Source organism: Flavimaricola marinus (assembly GCF_900184895.1).
GTDB classification, from domain to species: Bacteria; Pseudomonadota; Alphaproteobacteria; order Rhodobacterales; family Rhodobacteraceae; genus Flavimaricola; species Flavimaricola marinus.
The window spans coordinates 122,190-138,135 of the sequence record NZ_FXZK01000006.1; the positions used below are offsets into that span (position 1 = coordinate 122,190).

Below are 15,946 nucleotides of genomic sequence, written 5' to 3' on the forward strand. Positions count from 1 at the left end.
CGTTTCTGAGGATGATCACTTGGCCTCGCGTGGCAAAAGGCAGCATTGCTCAGGCTGCGGAATGAGCGTCACTATCTCACCCTCTTCTCGTGGTGTCCCAAGCGGGCCGTTGGCCTTGACCGGCCCTGCGGTTGTATCGCACTGATATTGGTATGCACGACCGAGGTAGGTGCGAAGCCCCAGCTTCGCGGGTAGGCCATCGGTTCTGTCCGCTGTATCGACGAGCAGGCCTTCCGGTCGGGATGCCAATACGAATTCCTGCGCAGGCACCGTGTAGTGTTGCTTGGGCAAATCGATCATCCCCCCGCCTTCGATTTCGGCGCGGACTGCATCTCCGGCTTCGGCCACGGCGCGCATCGGGATCACGTTCTCGAAGCCGACAAAATCGGCGACGAACAGGTTCGCGGGTCGCGAGTATAGCACTTCGGGCGTGTCGAGTTGCATGATCCGGCCCGCGTTCATGATCGCGACGCGATCAGAGATGCTGAAAGCTTCTTCTTGATCGTGCGTCACATAGAGCGCGGTCGTGCCATTGATTTGCTGAAGCCGACGGATTTCCACCCGCATATCGACGCGCAACTTGGCATCCAGATTCGACAAGGGTTCATCAAACATCAAGAGGCGCGGCTCGATGACCAGTGCACGTGCGAGGGCAACGCGTTGACGCTGACCGCCGGAGAGGTTCGCTTGAAACCTGTCGGCAAACCCGGCCAATCCGACCCGTTCGATCATCTCGTCGGCTTTGCGTTGACGTGCCGCACGTCCCTCGCCGCGCTGTTTGAGACCGAACGCCACGTTGTCCCGCACAGATAGATGCGGGAATAGCGCATAGGTTTGAAACACCAGCCCGATATCACGAGAGTGGGCAGGCAGACGGGTCAGGTCAGTCTCACCCAGTTTTATCCGGCCGGACGTGGGCTCCAAGAAGCCAGCCACGAGACGGAGCGTCGTCGTCTTGCCGCAGCCGGATGCACCTAGAAGCGAAACGAGCTCGCCTTCCGCCACGTGGAGCGAAAGGTCTTCGAGCACCTTGGTGTTGCCATAGTGGGCGGTGACGTCTGAAAGGTCTAGGGATACGGTCATTTTGTCAGGAATGTCAGGCCAAGTGTGCGTTCGACAATGGCCATGACCGCAACGGTCACGAACATCAGCAGCACCGATACCGACGCGATCGTCGGATCAAAGAACTGCTCCATATGGGCCAAAAGCTGAATTGGCAGGGTTGAGACGCCGGGCCCGGTCAGAAAGATCGAGATCGAAACGTCATTGAGGGAAGTGATGAACGCAAGAATGAACCCTGCGATAATGCCCGGTTTTACGTTGGGCAAAACAACTGTGAAAAAGGCTTTCCAGCGTGGGCAGCCCAGTGAAACAGCCGCTTCCTCGATGGAAAAGTCGAAGGAATTCAGGGACGCCCCGACCACACGAACGCAATAGGGTAGAACCAGCAACGCGTGACCCAAAAGTAGCGCCCCCATGATCGGCACGCCAGAGCCAACCGCGACGGATTTCATGAGCGAGAACCCAAGCACGATCTCGGGTACGAGGATCGGCAGAACGAAGACATTGCCAAGGAACCGCGGCAGTTCGATTCTATACCGCGCCATCGCATATGCGGCAGGAATTCCAATGGCCATTGAAAGCGCCGTGCCGCCCACCGCGAGTTGGAATGAGGTGATCATAGTCCGCTTGAAAGCAGAAATCTCGAACACGTTCTGGAACCAGTGGAGAGTCAGACCCTGCGGCGGAAAGGTCAGGTAGGACGTATCGGACAATGCTGCGCCGACGATGATGACGAGTGGTCCAATGAGGAACAGAAACGTTAGAACCGCAAACGCGATAAGGGCGGGATGTGCGCGACGTTGCATCAGCCCGCCACCGGATTCATGCGACGCGCCAGCCGCGACATTGCGATGACGGTTGCGAGGGTGACGACAACCATGATGACGGCAATCGTCGATGCGCCGACCCAATCAAAAGTGACCATCGCGCGTTGATAGAGGAAGGTCCCCATCATCATCTGCCGCTCTCCACCCAGAAGTTGAGGTGTGGCATAAGAAGTAAAGGACCCTGTGAAGACCAGCACTGCACCGACGATCAGGCCAGGCACAGCCATCGGGAGCACGACTTGCCGAAAGGTGCTTGCCGGAGTCGCCCCCAGAGAAGCGGCAGCGTCGGTCAAGTCCTCTGGAATGCCCTCTAGAACGCCTACGAGCGTGAGGATCATCAAGGGGACGAAAAGATAGATCATCGCAATAATGACAGAGCCCTGCGTATAGAGCATCGACAGAGGCTCGGCGGTGAGGCCGACCTTTTGTAGGAATTCGTTCAATATCCCGTTCCGCCCGAGAATGACGAGCCAAGCGAAGGAGCGCACGACAACTCCGGTCAGGAGCGGGAAGACGGCGGCGATTATCAAGATACTCTTCAATCTACCTGGTGACTTGGCAACGATCCAGGCTGTCGGAAATCCGACAGCGACGGACACAAGGGTCGTGATCAATGCCACTTCCATGGTGCGCCACAGCACCGTCATTCGAAATCGAGACTCGAAATAGGCCGAGTAATTGGACAATGGGCTCCCGTCAGTTCCAATCGTTGTTGCAAACGTGGACAGGACTGGAAGACCCAGAAACACCGCGACGAGCAGCGTCGCTGGGATCGCTAAGAGCCAAGCTTGTAGGCGAGGGGACATTTCTAGCCTTTCGGGCTTCGGGCGGCGGCGACCGCCGCCCGGTGGTATTTACATACCAAACACTTCGTTCCAGCGGTCGATCCAATCCGATTTGACGGCGTTCAACGCGGCGTAATCGACCCGGTTCAAGACTGCAATGGCATCGGCGCCATATGTCCAACCTGCAGCAATCTCTGGGGGCAGTTCGACATCGGGACGAACCGTGGCGTCAACACCTTCCATCGCGTTTTCCATCTGGATTTCGTGGCTGAGAACGAAGTCGATGAATTGATAGGCAAGGTCCACGTTCTCGGCACCAACCGGGATGTTGATGGTGTTCAACGTCGCGATGTCGCCGTCTTCCAGACTTGCCCAGGTCATGGTTGGGACGGCTGCAGTCAGGGAGGCGAGCGTGAAGTCCTGCGCCAATGCAACCGATGCCTCACCGGTCGAAATCAGGTTCACCATCTCCGATCCGGTGTTGTAGTTCTTTACGACATTGCTCTCAAGTGCCGCAACGGCTTCAAAGGCGGCATCCGGATCTGCATAGGGATCTACGCCGGCATGAGCGCCCGCTTGCAGAACGACCATCGGACCGGCCGTCGTGGTAATACCGGGCAATGTGATCTGGCCCGCCAAATCTTCGCGCCAAAGATCGCCCCAGCTCGTGATGGGCTCAACCTTCTCGCTGTCATAGACGACGCCGACGCGGCCGATAGAATATGCGGGGCCATAGCCGCCCTGCGGATCCTGGGCCAACTCATAGAGCCCGGACAGGTTCGAGAGGCGCGAGGGGTCGATTTCTTGGAACAAGCCGGCCTCGATCCCAATCTGGCTGAAGCTATCGGTCAGGTATACGACATCTACGCCGGCTCCGCCCCGTGCTTGAAGCTTGCCAAGACGATCCGCATTATTGCCGGTTTCGAACACGACTTCACAGCCGCAGATTTCCTGGAATGGCTCGACGATGTTCTCTTGAAGTTTGTCGCCATTGTAGCCCCACCATGAAATGGTGAATGTCTCCGCAGAGGCAGCAGCGCCAAGCCCAATGAGTGTTGATGCAAGTAGTAGCGATTTCATGTTACAGCCTTTCAGGTGTCGAGTGTGGGATACAATCACCGCGGACGAGGGCGGCAAATCGACGATGGTGACACTAGATCAAGGGGAAGCGGAAATGAAAAGGCTTGCCCGTTAACCTTTGCTTATTCTCTGCCCGGCTGCCTAATAATCAAGCTGGTGCGGAAGGGCTGCAGCGCGACGTTTGGGGCGGCTGCGGCAACTTGATGCCCCCGCCGTGATCAGCTGCCCGCGTAAGCAGCGATATTGCTCTCAGGATCGGTGCCTCTTTCGCCGCTCAGCGAGGCAAAGCCATTGGATTTGCCAGAATCTGCCGACTTGGCCCTCTCCGCACAATGTGACCGCGCCGACCGTTAGCGACTGTAGAGTGACTGGTTCCAGTTGCCGTCCCAACGCGGCTTTCACGGGCTTGATTTGAGTCTCGTCAAGCGGCTCAGTCAGGGTCATATGAGATCGGTATTGTGTCATTGCATTTGGGTACCCCCCCAAGTGGCGAGGTTCGCCTCTTCGATTTTCCTCAAGCCTCTGGTTCTCCTCCACCCCGTTTCCCCTACGGTCGCGGGCTGACTAGAACGATCAACTCCGTCACCACAACGGCAGCTTGCCCGGCGAGCGCATTGTCGTCTCCAATCGGAACGAGGGCCAAAGAATTGCCAAGCGACGCAAGTTCTAGCCCTGTGATCTCCACACTCGGGCGGCGAACGTAAAAAGCCTCGATCGCGTACGACAGTTGGTCTGCGTTCATGTGGGCTGCGAGCCGCAATGCGGCTCGAGTGTGCTGTGAAATCCAAACCGTTGCGGCTTCTCAGCGATGCTTGAAATGCTTGGCCCCAAACCTCATGGCGCGGGACCTCTGTGCCCGAAGTAATGTCCCACCCCAGCCATTTCGCGGTGAACTTGGCCAGAGAGCCGGGGGCGGCGTCGTACAGATGGCATAGCGTTCAAGCTTCAAAGCTCAGTTCTTCTGTACTGAGCGTAGCGCTGCGCAACTATTGTGCCGGCTCTACAGCTCCTGTCTTGCCTCAGTATGTCGTGTCCGAAAACCACCTGTGATCTTGCTGCCGGACTTCTTCGATCAGAACCAAGATGCGCGACAAGTGGCTCTCCATGGCCTGCTCGGCGCTGTCCGGATCCGTTGCGCTGATGGCGTCGAGGATGGCGATATGTTCGTCCAGTGCATGGCGAAGTGACGACGGGTTGAGCGAGAGCATTCGGATACGATCCATGTGGGATTTGTTATCGTGGATAAGATCCCAGACATACCCGACCCCGGCCTGATTGCAGATTTCCTTGTGGAAACGGTCGTCAAGCAAGTGAAAGAGCTCTCTGTCCTCGGAGGAAACGGCGTCCTTCTGGTCCTGAACCAGCTCTTCGAGCACCTTCATTCCGCCCATCGATATGGTCGAGCAGGCGGTGCGGCAGGTCTTTACTTCGAGTGCCGTTCGAATAAAGCGCGCGCGCAGAACGGCCTCTTCTGAAATCAGGCTCACCGTCGTGCTGCTTTGCGGGCGAATCAATAGAAATCCAAGTTTCGACAGACGTTTGAAAGCCTCGCGGACTGGTTGACGCGATACCCCCATGAGCTTGGCGACCTCGGTTTCGGAAATGCGGATTCCCGGAGGCAGTTCCAGCGTAAGAATGCTTTTCTTCAGCGCATCAAAGACTTGATCGGCAACCGTCGGTGCGGCTGATTGCTGGATGACCGGCAATTGCACTGCGTCTCCGGCCCGCATGCCGCCGTTCGCCATCTCCTCTGCCTCCGTTCTCAGCCGACACACAGCTTATGCCCGCATGTGACGCTACATTCAACTGGGATATTAGTTGACAGGAGTGGAGGGCATGGGTAACCGATCTGAAAAGGAGGAGATCAAATGACATTGTTGGATGAAGATCGGCTATTTCCAGTCGAGCCCTCTGTCAGGGCTCTGGCGAGATCGCTGTATGAAAGTGTCCGGACCCTTCCCATCATCAGCCCGCATGGTCACACGGATCCACGTTGGTTCGCTGAGAATGATCCTTTCCCTGATCCCGCTCAGTTATTCGTCACTCCCGATCACTATGTTTTTCGAATGCTGCATTCGCAGGGTATTCCGCTGGAAGCCCTGGGGGTGCCCAGAGCGGATGGAGGCGTGACAGAAGGCGATCCGCGAAAAATATGGCGCTTGTTTGCCGAGAGCTACCATCTGTTCAGAGGCACTCCTTCGCGGATATGGATCGACCATGCCCTTCAGGACGTTTTCGGCGTGACGAAACACCTCTCCGCCCAGACAGCCGATCTGATCTATGATCAAATCGCCGACTGTCTCGCCCAAGATGCTTACCGGCCCAGGGCGTTGTTCGAGCGCTTCGGCATCGAAGCCATATCGACAACGGAAAGCGCGATTGATGATCTTTGTTGGCACAAGATGATCCGTGAAAGCGGCTGGTCGGGTAAGGTTGTGACCGCATATAGACCCGACGCAGTCGTCGACCCCGACTTTCCCGAATTTGCCAGCAATGTTGCACGCATGGGGGAGTTGGCAGGCGAAGATGCGACGACATGGAGCGGCTACCTGGCCGCGCATCGTAATCGCCGAGCGTTCTTCAAGAGCTATGGGGCGACATCAACAGATCATGGTCATCCAACCGCCAAGACAGCAGACCTCTCTGCCGACGCCGCAGCTCTATTGTTTGACAAATGCTTGATGGGGACTTGCTCCCCCGAAGAAGCGGAAACGTTCCGCGGCCAAATGCTGACCGAGATGGCCCGAATGAGCCTCGATGACGGCTTGGTCATGCAGATCCATCCGGGTGCGCATCGAAATCACTCGGCGGATATCTTCGTCAAATTTGGCCGTGACAAGGGCTACGACATCCCCACGCGGACAGATTACGTGTCTGCGCTCAAGCCGCTACTGGATGCGGTTGGAAATGCGCCGGGCCTCACCATTATCCTGTTTACGCTGGACGAGACATCATATGCACGGGAGCTGGCCCCTCTGGCAGGCGTTTATCCGGCGCTGAAACTCGGGCCGCCCTGGTGGTTTCACGACAGCTACGAAGGTATTCGTCGATTCCGCGAAATGACTACGGAAACGGCGGGTTTCTACAATACCGTCGGCTTCAATGACGACACGCGCGCATTCTGTTCGATCCCGGCGCGGCATGACGTGGCGCGGCGAGTGGATTGCGGATATCTGGCGACGCTCGTTGCGACGGGCCGGATGTTGGCGGACGACGCTTTTGAGGTGGCACAGGATTTGTCCTATCGGCTCGCGAAACAGGCATACAAGCTATGACGGCGACGAACCAATCTGCGGCATCGAACCGCCTTCGGCGCTCTGAAACACCTCGCCCCGGCACGGGGATCGTTCACCTTGGACTGGGTGCGTTTTTTCGCGGTTTTGGCTGCGTTTATGTTGCTGACGCGATGGCGGCATCCGGTGGTGATTGGGGAATCGTGGGGGTTTCGCTGCGTAGCCCCGAGACGCGGAACGCCCTGGCGGATCAGGATTGGGCCTACACATCGGTCACCTTGGCCAAAGACGGCGAAGCCTTCAGACAGATCGAAGTCTTGAACGACGTGCTCGTCGCACCGGAAGACCCGGAGGCCGTAATCGACGCGATGGCAGATCCCGGCGTCAAGATCGTAACGCTGACCGTGACCGAGAAAGGATATTGCCACAACCCGGCCACGGGGCGGATCAACCTTGATCACCCACTCATCCAGGCCGATCTGATGAACCCGCTTCCACAAACGGCTCCGGGGTTCTTGGTAAGAGCGTTGCAGCGTCGAAAAGTGGCTGGAGTGCCGCCGTTTACCGTGCTGAGTTGTGACAATCTGCCCAGCAATGGCAAACTGGTCTGCGCGATCGTCTTGGAATTGGCAGATCGGATTGATCCCGCTCTCGCTCAATGGATTGCGCAGAAGGCTACGTTTCCAAGTACAATGGTTGACCGCATCACTCCGGCGACCACCGAAGCGGACATTCTGCGTGTTCAAGAGCGGACCGGACAATTTGATGCGGCTCCAGTGTTGCATGAGCCATTCTATCAGTGGGCGGTCGAAGACGATTTCGTCGGCGGACAGCGGCCGGACCTGGCGGCGGCCGGCGCCGAGATGGTCGCCGATGTCACGGCCCACGAAAACATGAAGTTACGGATGCTCAACGGCACCCACTCTTCGCTGGCCTATCTGGGGTTCTTGGCCGGACACGAAACCATCGCCGAAACCGTAGCCGATCCGGTCTTTGCCTCATATGTGCGAAATCTCTGGTCTGAAGAAATTACGCCGACCTTGATCGCGCCGCCGGGCGTGAACCTTGCCGACTACGCCGACGAGCTTTTCGACCGCTATGCAAATCCCGCCATTCGCCATCTGACCTATCAGATTGCAATGGATGGAAGTCAAAAGCTGCCCCAGCGTCTATTGGCCACAATGACGGAGGCGATCGATGCCGGTCGCAACTGCCGCGGACTCTGTCTCGCCGTCGCTGCATGGATGCGGTATGTTGGTGGCGTCGACGAGGCGGGCCAGCCAATACTGGTTAAGGACCCGTTGGCCGAAAAACTGAAGTCCCTTAGCCAAGAGGCAGATGGACCGGCGGAAGCAGTCGCCGCCCTATTGTCGGTGCGGGAAGTCTTCTCGGCTCAGCAAGCGTCGCTCCTGCAGTTGCCTGTTGCTGAGGCTGCTGAGAGCCTGTGGCGCCAAGGAAGCCGAGACGCCGTTGCTGAATTGGCAAGCTCATAGTTGAATCAACCGACAGGGCCTTACCTATTGCTGTTCCATTGCGTTTTCCCAGTCGGTCAGGAATGCACGGCGGTTGAGGGGATCCAGATAGACCATTAGGGCGGGCCCTAGCCGGATCGGACCAAATCCCAGGGCCTCGTCGGCACCGGTTTCGCTCAGTGACGGCAAGGGCCAATTGCCCGGCGCTTGGCGCAATGCCAAGGTTGCGAGCATGTCAATCATTGCCCCGGCGGCTTCGGTTTCTTTGGCTGTGGCTGGGATGATCGCAGTACGCAACATGACATTTGTGAAATCCTGCATTCGGATGATCTGCATCCGGTCACCCTGATCCTGCGCAAGGCGCTCCTTGGCGTAGCTTCCCAAAACATTGTAGGCGAGCGCCAACTGCCCATCAGCGACGTCGTCAATCATCTGTGACGAGCAGCAATAGAAGCGCGGATCCAGCCTGCCCATCACTTCGTTTAGACGCCAGAACGCATCGGTCGAACGATCTTCCTGCGTTGCGAAGAGATAACCGAGACCACTCTCTCGAACATCATATGTTCCGACAGCACCGGTAAAGCGGTCAGGGTGATCGCGCAGGAGTCCGATCAGATCTTGTCGGGTGGTGGGCAAATCGAGCCCCGAGAAGTGCTCATTGTTGATGACCATCACGGCGGGTTCACTCGTGAAGGCAAAGATCAAGCCGCGCCACCGGGCCCAGTCAGGAAGAGTTTCGGTCGCTGCTGAACGATAGCGTTGCGCGAAGCCGTCGTTGGCAAGCTGGAATTGCAAATCCATGGCAGAAGAGACAGCCAGATCGAAGGAGTGTCCTTCTCGAATAGCGCTGTACAATATACTCGATGACATGACGCTGTAGTCGATCGAGACATCGGGGCGGACGTCCTGAAACGCCGCAATGTATGGCTCGAAGACGTCTAGGTCGGTGGTCGACACTATCCGGAGAATGCGGTCGCCTGATCCGGGAAACAGACGGTGGTCCTCCACCTCCAGTGCGTTGGCGACGTTGCAGGCCCAAAGCGTCAGGACAACGGCAAGACCAGGGATACGCATGCGCCCCTCCCATTTTGTGTATTTGCCAATTCCAAGCGGCCGCGATGGGCGCGAAGGACGTCTGACGCGATGGTCAGGCCTAGCCCGGAACCGACGATCCCGCCGGTGTTGCTGCCGCGTCGAAAACGTTCTGTCAGCGCATCAATCGGTTCGTCACCGAGACCGGGGCCGTCGTCGGTAACCGAAATCCGCGCTTCCGCATCGGTACGGGTGATGTATATGGAAACGGTCGTGTCTTCGGGCGAATATTTGATGGCATTGTCGAGTACGTTGCTTAGGGCGTTGTCCAGCAATACCGCGTCGCCCAAGACCTTTGCCTCGATCGACGTCACTTCAAGATGAATATCGCGCATCGCAGCGGTCGGCTCGACGGCCGCCACGGTTTGTCGAACAACATCCGCAAGGTCCAGCACGTCGTGGGCCATGTCTTCGGTGCGGTACGCCACGGTGGCGTGATCAAGCAGCTGACCGGCGGACCGAGAGCTTTCATCGACGGCTCGGATCATGCGTCGCAGTCGCTGTTTTTCCGTCTCGTCGTCGACGGTCCTCAAGGAAATCTCCGCCTGCGTGCGAACAGTTGCCAGGGGCGTGCGGATTCTATGTGCAGCTTCCGCGATGAAATCCTCTGACCGGCGGATTGACAAATGAAGGCGATCCATCAGCCGATTGAGAGCCGTCAGGAGTGGAGCAAGATCAGCGGGGGCTGCGCGCATCAAGGGGCGCAGGTCAGAGGGGCCGCGACGTGATACCGCCGCCGCGATTTCGTTCAGCGGCCTAAGTGACGTCTTGACGGCGAACGCAGACAGGCCGACCGCGACAAAGAAGAAGGCTACAGACAGAATCGCGGCAAGCTGCGACAGCTCCGACGCGACGGCCCCGACACCGTCGCGTGTCTGCGCAACGGTGACCGTAACGGACAAGGGTTCTGCCCCGGCAAGAACGAGCCTTGATACGGAGGCCATGCGGATCGGCGCACCGTTATACTCGCCTGAATCAAAGGTTACCTGACCCAAACCGCCTTCACTCGTCTGCGGAAGGTCTTCATACCCGGTCAATATCCTGCCACCTGCCGTGACACGGTAGAACACTCGATCCTCACTGATTGCATCAAGCATCGCAAAAGCAGCATAGGGCAGCTCCAGCCGCACTTCGCCCTGTTCGCTGCGCAGGGTTTCGGCAATTGTCGTCGTCGAAGCGGCGAGCACATTGTCTTGTGTGCGTTGAGTGGCTTCGCGGGCAAGACCTGTCACCATTCCCCAACTGAGCAGCGACAATAGCGCCGCGACACCGGCCAGAAGCAGCGTCAGGCGCTGGCTGATAGATCTCGTTTCGGTCAAGGTGCGTCTGTCTCGATCCGGTAGCCGAGGCCGCGGACCGTCTCGATCCGAAAGCCCATGCCGTCGATACGGCGCCGCAGCCGCCCGACATACACTTCGATGGCGTTTTCGGTAACGGCCGTATCATAGGAAAACATCCTGTCCATGACATGCGACTTGGACAAGATTTGGCCCGGATGCCGGGCGAAGACCTCCAGCAAGCGAATCTCTCGGTTGCGCAACTCGACGATCTGTTCTCCATACTGAAGCGTCCCGGCAAGTGGATCAAAGACCGCCGGTCCCAACGCTATGTCGTTGCGGGCGGCTCCGCCCCGCCGCCGCAGCACAGCTCGGCAACGCGCCTCGAGTTCCGAAAAATCGAAAGGCTTTGTGATATAGTCGTCCGCCCCTTGATCGAGTGCTCCAACTCTATCCGAGACCTGCGCTCGCGCGGTCAAAACAATAACCGGGGTTTGAAGATGGGCCCGGCTTCGGGCCAGAAAATCGCGCCCATCACCATCTGGTAGCATCACGTCGAGCAGTATCAGATCGTAGTTCGCCGCTGCGAGGCAATCCTCCGCTTCAGCAAGCGTCATAGCATGGTCGACGGCATGTCCATCCAAAGCCAGTCTCTTGATGACGGCATCGGAAAGCTCGATATTGTCCTCCACCAAAAGGTATCTCACGGTGCCGATCCCTCTCCCAAGTCGATTGTCCGTGCCCACTGATCCTCTGTCAGGGTTCTGTCAGCTTCCTGTGATCAATATCAAGCATGGGCGGTGGAGGACTGCCTGTCAAATGGGAGGACGACCATATGAATACTCTAGAGTGGACACGTCGCGGACTGATCGCGGCAGCAACCGCGACCGTTGCATTCACTGGCATGGCACACGCCGATGGGCATCAGATGATGGACTCAGTGCATTTCCTGATCCCGGGTGGCGCCGGCGGTGGTTGGGACGGCACGGCTCGCGGCACTGGCGAAGCATTGGTGAACTCCGGTCTTGTCGGCAACGCAACCTACGAGAACATGTCCGGCGGCGGCGGCGGTGTCGCGATCGGCAATTTGATTGAAAACGCCGATAGCAGTCACGGCACATTGATGGTGAACTCAACGCCAATCGTGATCCGTGCCCTGACCGGTGAAATCGCACAAAGCTTCCGCGATCTGACGTTGGTTGCAGGGACGGTCGGCGACTATGCCGCTTTGGTCGTCAATGCCGAAAGCCCGATCATGTCGATGGAAGACGCACTCGCGGCTTATCGTGAGGCGCCACAGGACTTCGCCATCGGCGGCGGTTCGGTGCCTGGCGGTATGGATCATCTCGTCGCTGCGATCATCATGCAGGGGGCCGGTGAAGACCCGACCGCTTTCAACTACATTGGCTATGACGCCGGCGGCGAAGCGATGGCGGGCCTACTTTCGGGCGAAATCGACGCGCTCTCGACTGGTTTTTCCGAAGCCGTGGCGCTGGCTGATCAAGGTGCAATCCGCATCCTCGGCGTGACCGCGCCGGAGCGTGTGCCGGCCTATGAAGAGGCACCAAGCTTTGTCGAACAGGGGATCGACGCGCAATTCGTGAACTGGCGTGGGTTCTTTGCCGCTCCCGGGCTGCCGGAAGATCAACTGGTTGCCTACCAGAACTTGCTCGCCGAGATGATGGATACTCCCGAGTGGGAGGAAATCCGGGCAAGCATGGGGTTGGTCAACATCTTCCGTCCCGGCGATGAGTTCAAAGCCTTCCTGGAAGGCCAAGAGCAACAGATCGGCGATCTGATGCGGGAACTCGGTTTCCTCTAAAATCGTCGATGTGGCTCGTAGCGGGCCGACCATCGACGTCGGAAAAAGGATATCCGGCCCACTTGCTGGGCCGGATATCCGAGACAAGACAACTCAAATGGAATCCAGGGGGAGGGGACGAACAATGGCTTTGGATCGTTGGATCGCGCTGGCCTTTATCGCGCTGTGTTGCGTCTATGGCTATGCCGCATTTTTCACGATGGATGACCTGCTTCCACCCATTTTGCAGCGCAACCCCGTTTGGCCGTCGACATTCCCCAAGATCCTGACGGTGATGGGCATCGTTGTTGGGCTCATTGTCCTGTTCACCCCCAAACCGTCGGGCGACAAAGCGGAGATCAAGGACGGCACGATCGATCTGAGCAGGCTTGGAGACTATCATGTCGGTCAGGCGATTGGACTGCTCGTTCTCATGGTTGCCTATGCACTGACGTTGCGCCCGTTCGGCTTTCTCGGCGCTACAATCGGCTTTCTCGTGTTCGGTGCCACCCTTCTCGGTGAACGTCGTTTCCACGTATTGATCCCGGTCGCGGTCATTGCGGCAGGCTCGATCTGGTATCTGGTCCAAGAGGTGTTGGGAATATTCCTGCGCCCTTGGCCCGGATTCCTCATGTAAGCAAAGGTTGAAACGATGCTTGAAGGATTGATGCTAGGCCTTTCTGCGGCCGTCACCCCATTCAACCTGATCATGGTCGTCATGGGATGCGTCATCGGCACATTGATCGGTATGTTGCCCGGTCTGGGACCGATGTCGATCATTGCTATCATGATCCCGGTTGCGATCGGCATCGGCGATCCAACCGCCGCTCTGATCCTGCTGTCTGGGGTTTACTACGGAGCGATTTTTGGCGGGTCGACCTCGTCGATCCTGCTGAACGCACCCGGAGTCGCGGGAACGGTCGCCACCGCCTTTGATGGGTATCCGATGGCGCGCAAGGGCCAAGCGGGAAAGGCCCTGACCATTGCCGCAGTTGCAAGTTTCGCCGGCGGAACGATCGGTGCCATTCTCTTGATGATCTTTGCGCCCGCGCTTTCATCCGTAGCCCTGCTGTTCCATTCGGCTGAATACTTTGCCTTGATGGTGGTTGGCCTTTCGGCAATTGCCGCCTTTGCGGGAACGGGGCAGGTGGCCAAGGCGCTGATGATGACGATCCTCGGCCTGATGATGGGGACCGTTGGCGAGGGTGCGCTGTCCAATATGCCGCGTTTCACCTTTGGCATGATGGAACTGCAGTCAGGGTTTTCATTCATAACACTTGCGATGGCGATGTTCGCATTGCCGGAGGCTCTGTTTCTCGTCATGAACCCGGCGCGCGCAGCCACAGGTGACAGCGGCAAGATTACCGGTATGCGTATCACCGGGGCTGAGGCGCGAAGCATTGCGCCGGTCATCGGGCGCCAGTCAATTCAAGGGTTCTTCATTGGCGTGCTCCCCGGCGCAGGGGCGACGATCGCGTCATTTTTGGGCTACGCGGTGGAGCGAAATATCGCCAAGGGAGCGGAGCAGGAGGAATTCGGCAAAGGCTCGATCAAAGGACTTGCCGCACCCGAGACCGCCAACAACGCGGCCTGCACTGGATCATTCGTGCCTTTGCTAACCTTGGGAATTCCCGGATCGGGGACGACCGCGATCCTGCTGGGTGCGCTGTTGGCTCTCAATGTCACACCGGGTCCACGTCTCATGACCGATGAGCCACAAGTGTTCTGGGCTGTTATCATCTCGATGTATATCGGGAACCTGGTCCTGTTGATACTGAACCTGCCACTCATCCCCTACATCGCCAAAATCCTGACGATCCCTCGGACGTTCCTGATTCCGTTCATCCTGTTCTTCACGTTGATGGGTAGCTACCTCGGACAGAACAACTCGACGGAATTGTTGATCCTTGTTGGGTTCGGCGTGATCGCGACGATCTTGCGTTTCGCCGACTATCCGCTCGCTCCGCTGCTCATCGGCTTTATTCTCGGCACCATGCTGGAGGACAACTTTGGCCGCGCAATGCAGCTTTATCGCGGCTTTGGTTTCCTGTTGGAGCGCCCAATGACACTGGCACTCCTGGTGTTGGCGGCGCTTCTGGTGGTGCTGCCGAGTTTCCGAGCTTACCGGGCACGGCGGCGCGCCGAGGGTGTGGCCGACGGTGACTGAAGATCCGCGCCGCGCAACTCGGGTTGCGCGGCGTTCATGTCTCTAGGACCGAAGCCTATACCCGCCCATTCTCGATAATTCCTTGGCTTCGTGACTGCCAGGAGGGCTAGCAAGGCAACACCAAACTTCGCAAATAGACGCAGGGCATGGTTTGTCAGGGTCTAATGTCGGCTCAATTCCTCGACGAGAAAGTCGTAGACAAGCCTGATCCGATGACTGGTCGTCAACTCGCGGTGCGCAACCAGCCAGATGGGGAAAGTCAAAGGCTCCAAGTCCGGTAAAACGCGCCGTACGGCCGGATCCCGGTCGCCAATGAAGGAATCCAGAATTCCGATTGCGGCGCCTTGGCGGACCAACTCCCACATCACCAAATAGCTTTCGGTGACAATTGGAAAATTGGCTTCGGTCAAGCCAAGGCCAAGTGTGTTCAATCCTGCCAGCATCATGCCGGAATGATCGAGATTGATGAACTCCGCATGCCGCAGGTCATAAGGTTTGACCGGATTGCCAATCTTATCGACATAGTCTGGAGTGGCGTAGAGCCGGGCTTCGGCGTCACCGATCTTCTTTGCGATCAAGTCTGGTTCCGTTGGACGGAAGTTGCGGATTGCGATGTCCGCCTCGCGTCGCCGCAAATCGCTTGCCTGATTGGAGACGACGATTTCGACCTGAATACCAGGCTCGCGCAATCGCAGTTTTGCAACAATCGGTGGAAGCAGAACCGCCGCATAGGTTTCGCTGGCGGAAATGCTGATCGTTCCAGCGATAGCTTGTGATTGCCCGAGAGCGGTCAGTGATACCCGCCCCGCCGCTTCACCCATCGTGCGGACGTGTTCGAGCAACTCCAATCCACTTGGTGTCAAAGACAAGCCACGTCCGACGCGTTCGAATAGAACGATGCCTAGTTCCTGCTCCAGCCCATCCACCTGCCGACCAAGCGTCGGCTGCGCCATGCCGAGCGCACGAGCCGCAGCAGACAGCGAACCCTCTTCCGCGGTCACCAAAAAGGCTCTTGCCTTGTTCCAGTCGAATTTGATGGCCCGCCAATCCATGCGGATATGCATATCAGTATTAGAAATTTGGTCAATTTGCATCGTTCCCGGCTGGATGTAGAAAAAGCCAAGAACAATCAGCAACGCCAAAAACACCA

Annotated in this window: 16 protein-coding genes; 5 read left to right on the forward strand and 11 right to left on the reverse strand. The window is 57.8% G+C overall.

Annotation, left to right across the window (positions count from 1 at the left end):
* Positions 1–15 precede the first annotated feature (15 nt).
* The 7 genes from LOM8899_RS15360 to LOM8899_RS15390 form a co-directional block, all read right to left on the reverse strand.
* On the reverse strand, positions 16–1,083 hold the full coding sequence (locus tag LOM8899_RS15360) for an ABC transporter ATP-binding protein (RefSeq protein ID WP_093993128.1): 1,068 nt from the start codon (positions 1,081–1,083) through the stop codon (positions 16–18).
* The gene (locus LOM8899_RS15365; protein WP_211096211.1) at positions 1,080–1,868 is read right to left on the reverse strand and encodes an ABC transporter permease; all 789 of its coding nucleotides are present in this window, start codon (positions 1,866–1,868) and stop codon (positions 1,080–1,082) included. The genes LOM8899_RS15360 and LOM8899_RS15365 overlap by 4 nt, the downstream gene beginning before the upstream one ends.
* A complete protein-coding gene (locus LOM8899_RS15370) occupies positions 1,868–2,695 on the reverse strand; it encodes an ABC transporter permease (protein WP_093993129.1) in 828 nt (275 codons plus the stop codon). The genes LOM8899_RS15365 and LOM8899_RS15370 overlap by 1 nt, the downstream gene beginning before the upstream one ends.
* Positions 2,696–2,743: 48 nt before the next feature.
* The gene (locus LOM8899_RS15375) at positions 2,744–3,754 is read right to left on the reverse strand and encodes an ABC transporter substrate-binding protein (protein ID WP_093993130.1); all 1,011 of its coding nucleotides are present in this window, start codon (positions 3,752–3,754) and stop codon (positions 2,744–2,746) included.
* 249 nt (positions 3,755–4,003) lie between these two features.
* A complete protein-coding gene (locus LOM8899_RS23930) occupies positions 4,004–4,291 on the reverse strand; it encodes a DUF1045 domain-containing protein (protein WP_370739367.1) in 288 nt (95 codons plus the stop codon).
* 10 nt (positions 4,292–4,301) lie between these two features.
* The gene (locus LOM8899_RS23935; RefSeq protein ID WP_370739368.1) at positions 4,302–4,514 is read right to left on the reverse strand and encodes a DUF1045 domain-containing protein; all 213 of its coding nucleotides are present in this window, start codon (positions 4,512–4,514) and stop codon (positions 4,302–4,304) included.
* Between the two features lie 259 nt (positions 4,515–4,773).
* Positions 4,774–5,499 carry a GntR family transcriptional regulator gene (locus LOM8899_RS15390; RefSeq protein WP_245820568.1) on the reverse strand — a complete coding sequence of 242 codons (726 nt, stop codon included), beginning with the start codon at positions 5,497–5,499 and terminating at the stop codon, positions 4,774–4,776.
* Between the two features lie 123 nt (positions 5,500–5,622).
* Here LOM8899_RS15390 and uxaC point away from each other — a divergent pair, with 123 nt between their 5' ends.
* Both uxaC and LOM8899_RS15400 read left to right on the forward strand, forming a co-directional pair.
* Positions 5,623–7,029, forward strand: coding sequence for a glucuronate isomerase (gene uxaC, locus LOM8899_RS15395; RefSeq protein ID WP_093993133.1), 1,407 nt, complete (start codon positions 5,623–5,625; stop codon positions 7,027–7,029).
* Positions 7,026–8,480: a mannitol dehydrogenase family protein gene (locus LOM8899_RS15400; protein ID WP_093993134.1), complete on the forward strand. Its 1,455-nt coding sequence runs from the start codon at positions 7,026–7,028 to the stop codon at positions 8,478–8,480. The genes uxaC and LOM8899_RS15400 overlap by 4 nt, the downstream gene beginning before the upstream one ends.
* Before the next feature lie 24 nt (positions 8,481–8,504).
* Here LOM8899_RS15400 and LOM8899_RS15405 read toward each other — a convergent pair whose 3' ends face one another.
* From LOM8899_RS15405 to LOM8899_RS15415, 3 genes are read right to left on the reverse strand one after another with little or no spacing between them, the layout of a single operon-like run.
* Positions 8,505–9,533 carry an ABC transporter substrate-binding protein gene (locus LOM8899_RS15405; RefSeq protein ID WP_093993135.1) on the reverse strand — a complete coding sequence of 343 codons (1,029 nt, stop codon included), beginning with the start codon at positions 9,531–9,533 and terminating at the stop codon, positions 8,505–8,507.
* A complete protein-coding gene (locus LOM8899_RS15410) occupies positions 9,503–10,870 on the reverse strand; it encodes a sensor histidine kinase (RefSeq protein ID WP_093993136.1) in 1,368 nt (455 codons plus the stop codon). The genes LOM8899_RS15405 and LOM8899_RS15410 overlap by 31 nt, the downstream gene beginning before the upstream one ends.
* Positions 10,867–11,535, reverse strand: a complete 669-nt coding sequence (locus LOM8899_RS15415) for a response regulator transcription factor (RefSeq protein WP_093993137.1) — start codon at positions 11,533–11,535, stop codon at positions 10,867–10,869. Before LOM8899_RS15415 ends, LOM8899_RS15410 begins: the two co-directional genes overlap by 4 nt.
* A 128-nt stretch (positions 11,536–11,663) precedes the next feature.
* Here LOM8899_RS15415 and LOM8899_RS15420 point away from each other — a divergent pair, with 128 nt between their 5' ends.
* From LOM8899_RS15420 to LOM8899_RS15430, 3 genes are all read left to right on the forward strand, one after another.
* Complete coding sequence (locus LOM8899_RS15420) at positions 11,664–12,650, forward strand: tripartite tricarboxylate transporter substrate binding protein (protein ID WP_093993231.1); 987 nt, start codon at positions 11,664–11,666, stop codon at positions 12,648–12,650.
* Between the two features lie 124 nt (positions 12,651–12,774).
* Positions 12,775–13,266, forward strand: coding sequence for a tripartite tricarboxylate transporter TctB family protein (locus LOM8899_RS15425; RefSeq protein WP_093993138.1), 492 nt, complete (start codon positions 12,775–12,777; stop codon positions 13,264–13,266).
* Positions 13,267–13,281: 15 nt separating this feature from the next.
* Positions 13,282–14,796, forward strand: coding sequence for a tripartite tricarboxylate transporter permease (locus LOM8899_RS15430; protein ID WP_093993139.1), 1,515 nt, complete (start codon positions 13,282–13,284; stop codon positions 14,794–14,796).
* A 161-nt stretch (positions 14,797–14,957) separates the two neighbouring features.
* On the opposite strand, the gene LOM8899_RS15435 is transcribed toward LOM8899_RS15430, so the two are convergent.
* On the reverse strand, positions 14,958–15,860 hold the full coding sequence (locus LOM8899_RS15435) for a LysR family transcriptional regulator (RefSeq protein WP_093993140.1): 903 nt from the start codon (positions 15,858–15,860) through the stop codon (positions 14,958–14,960).
* Positions 15,861–15,946: the final 86 nt, after the last annotated feature.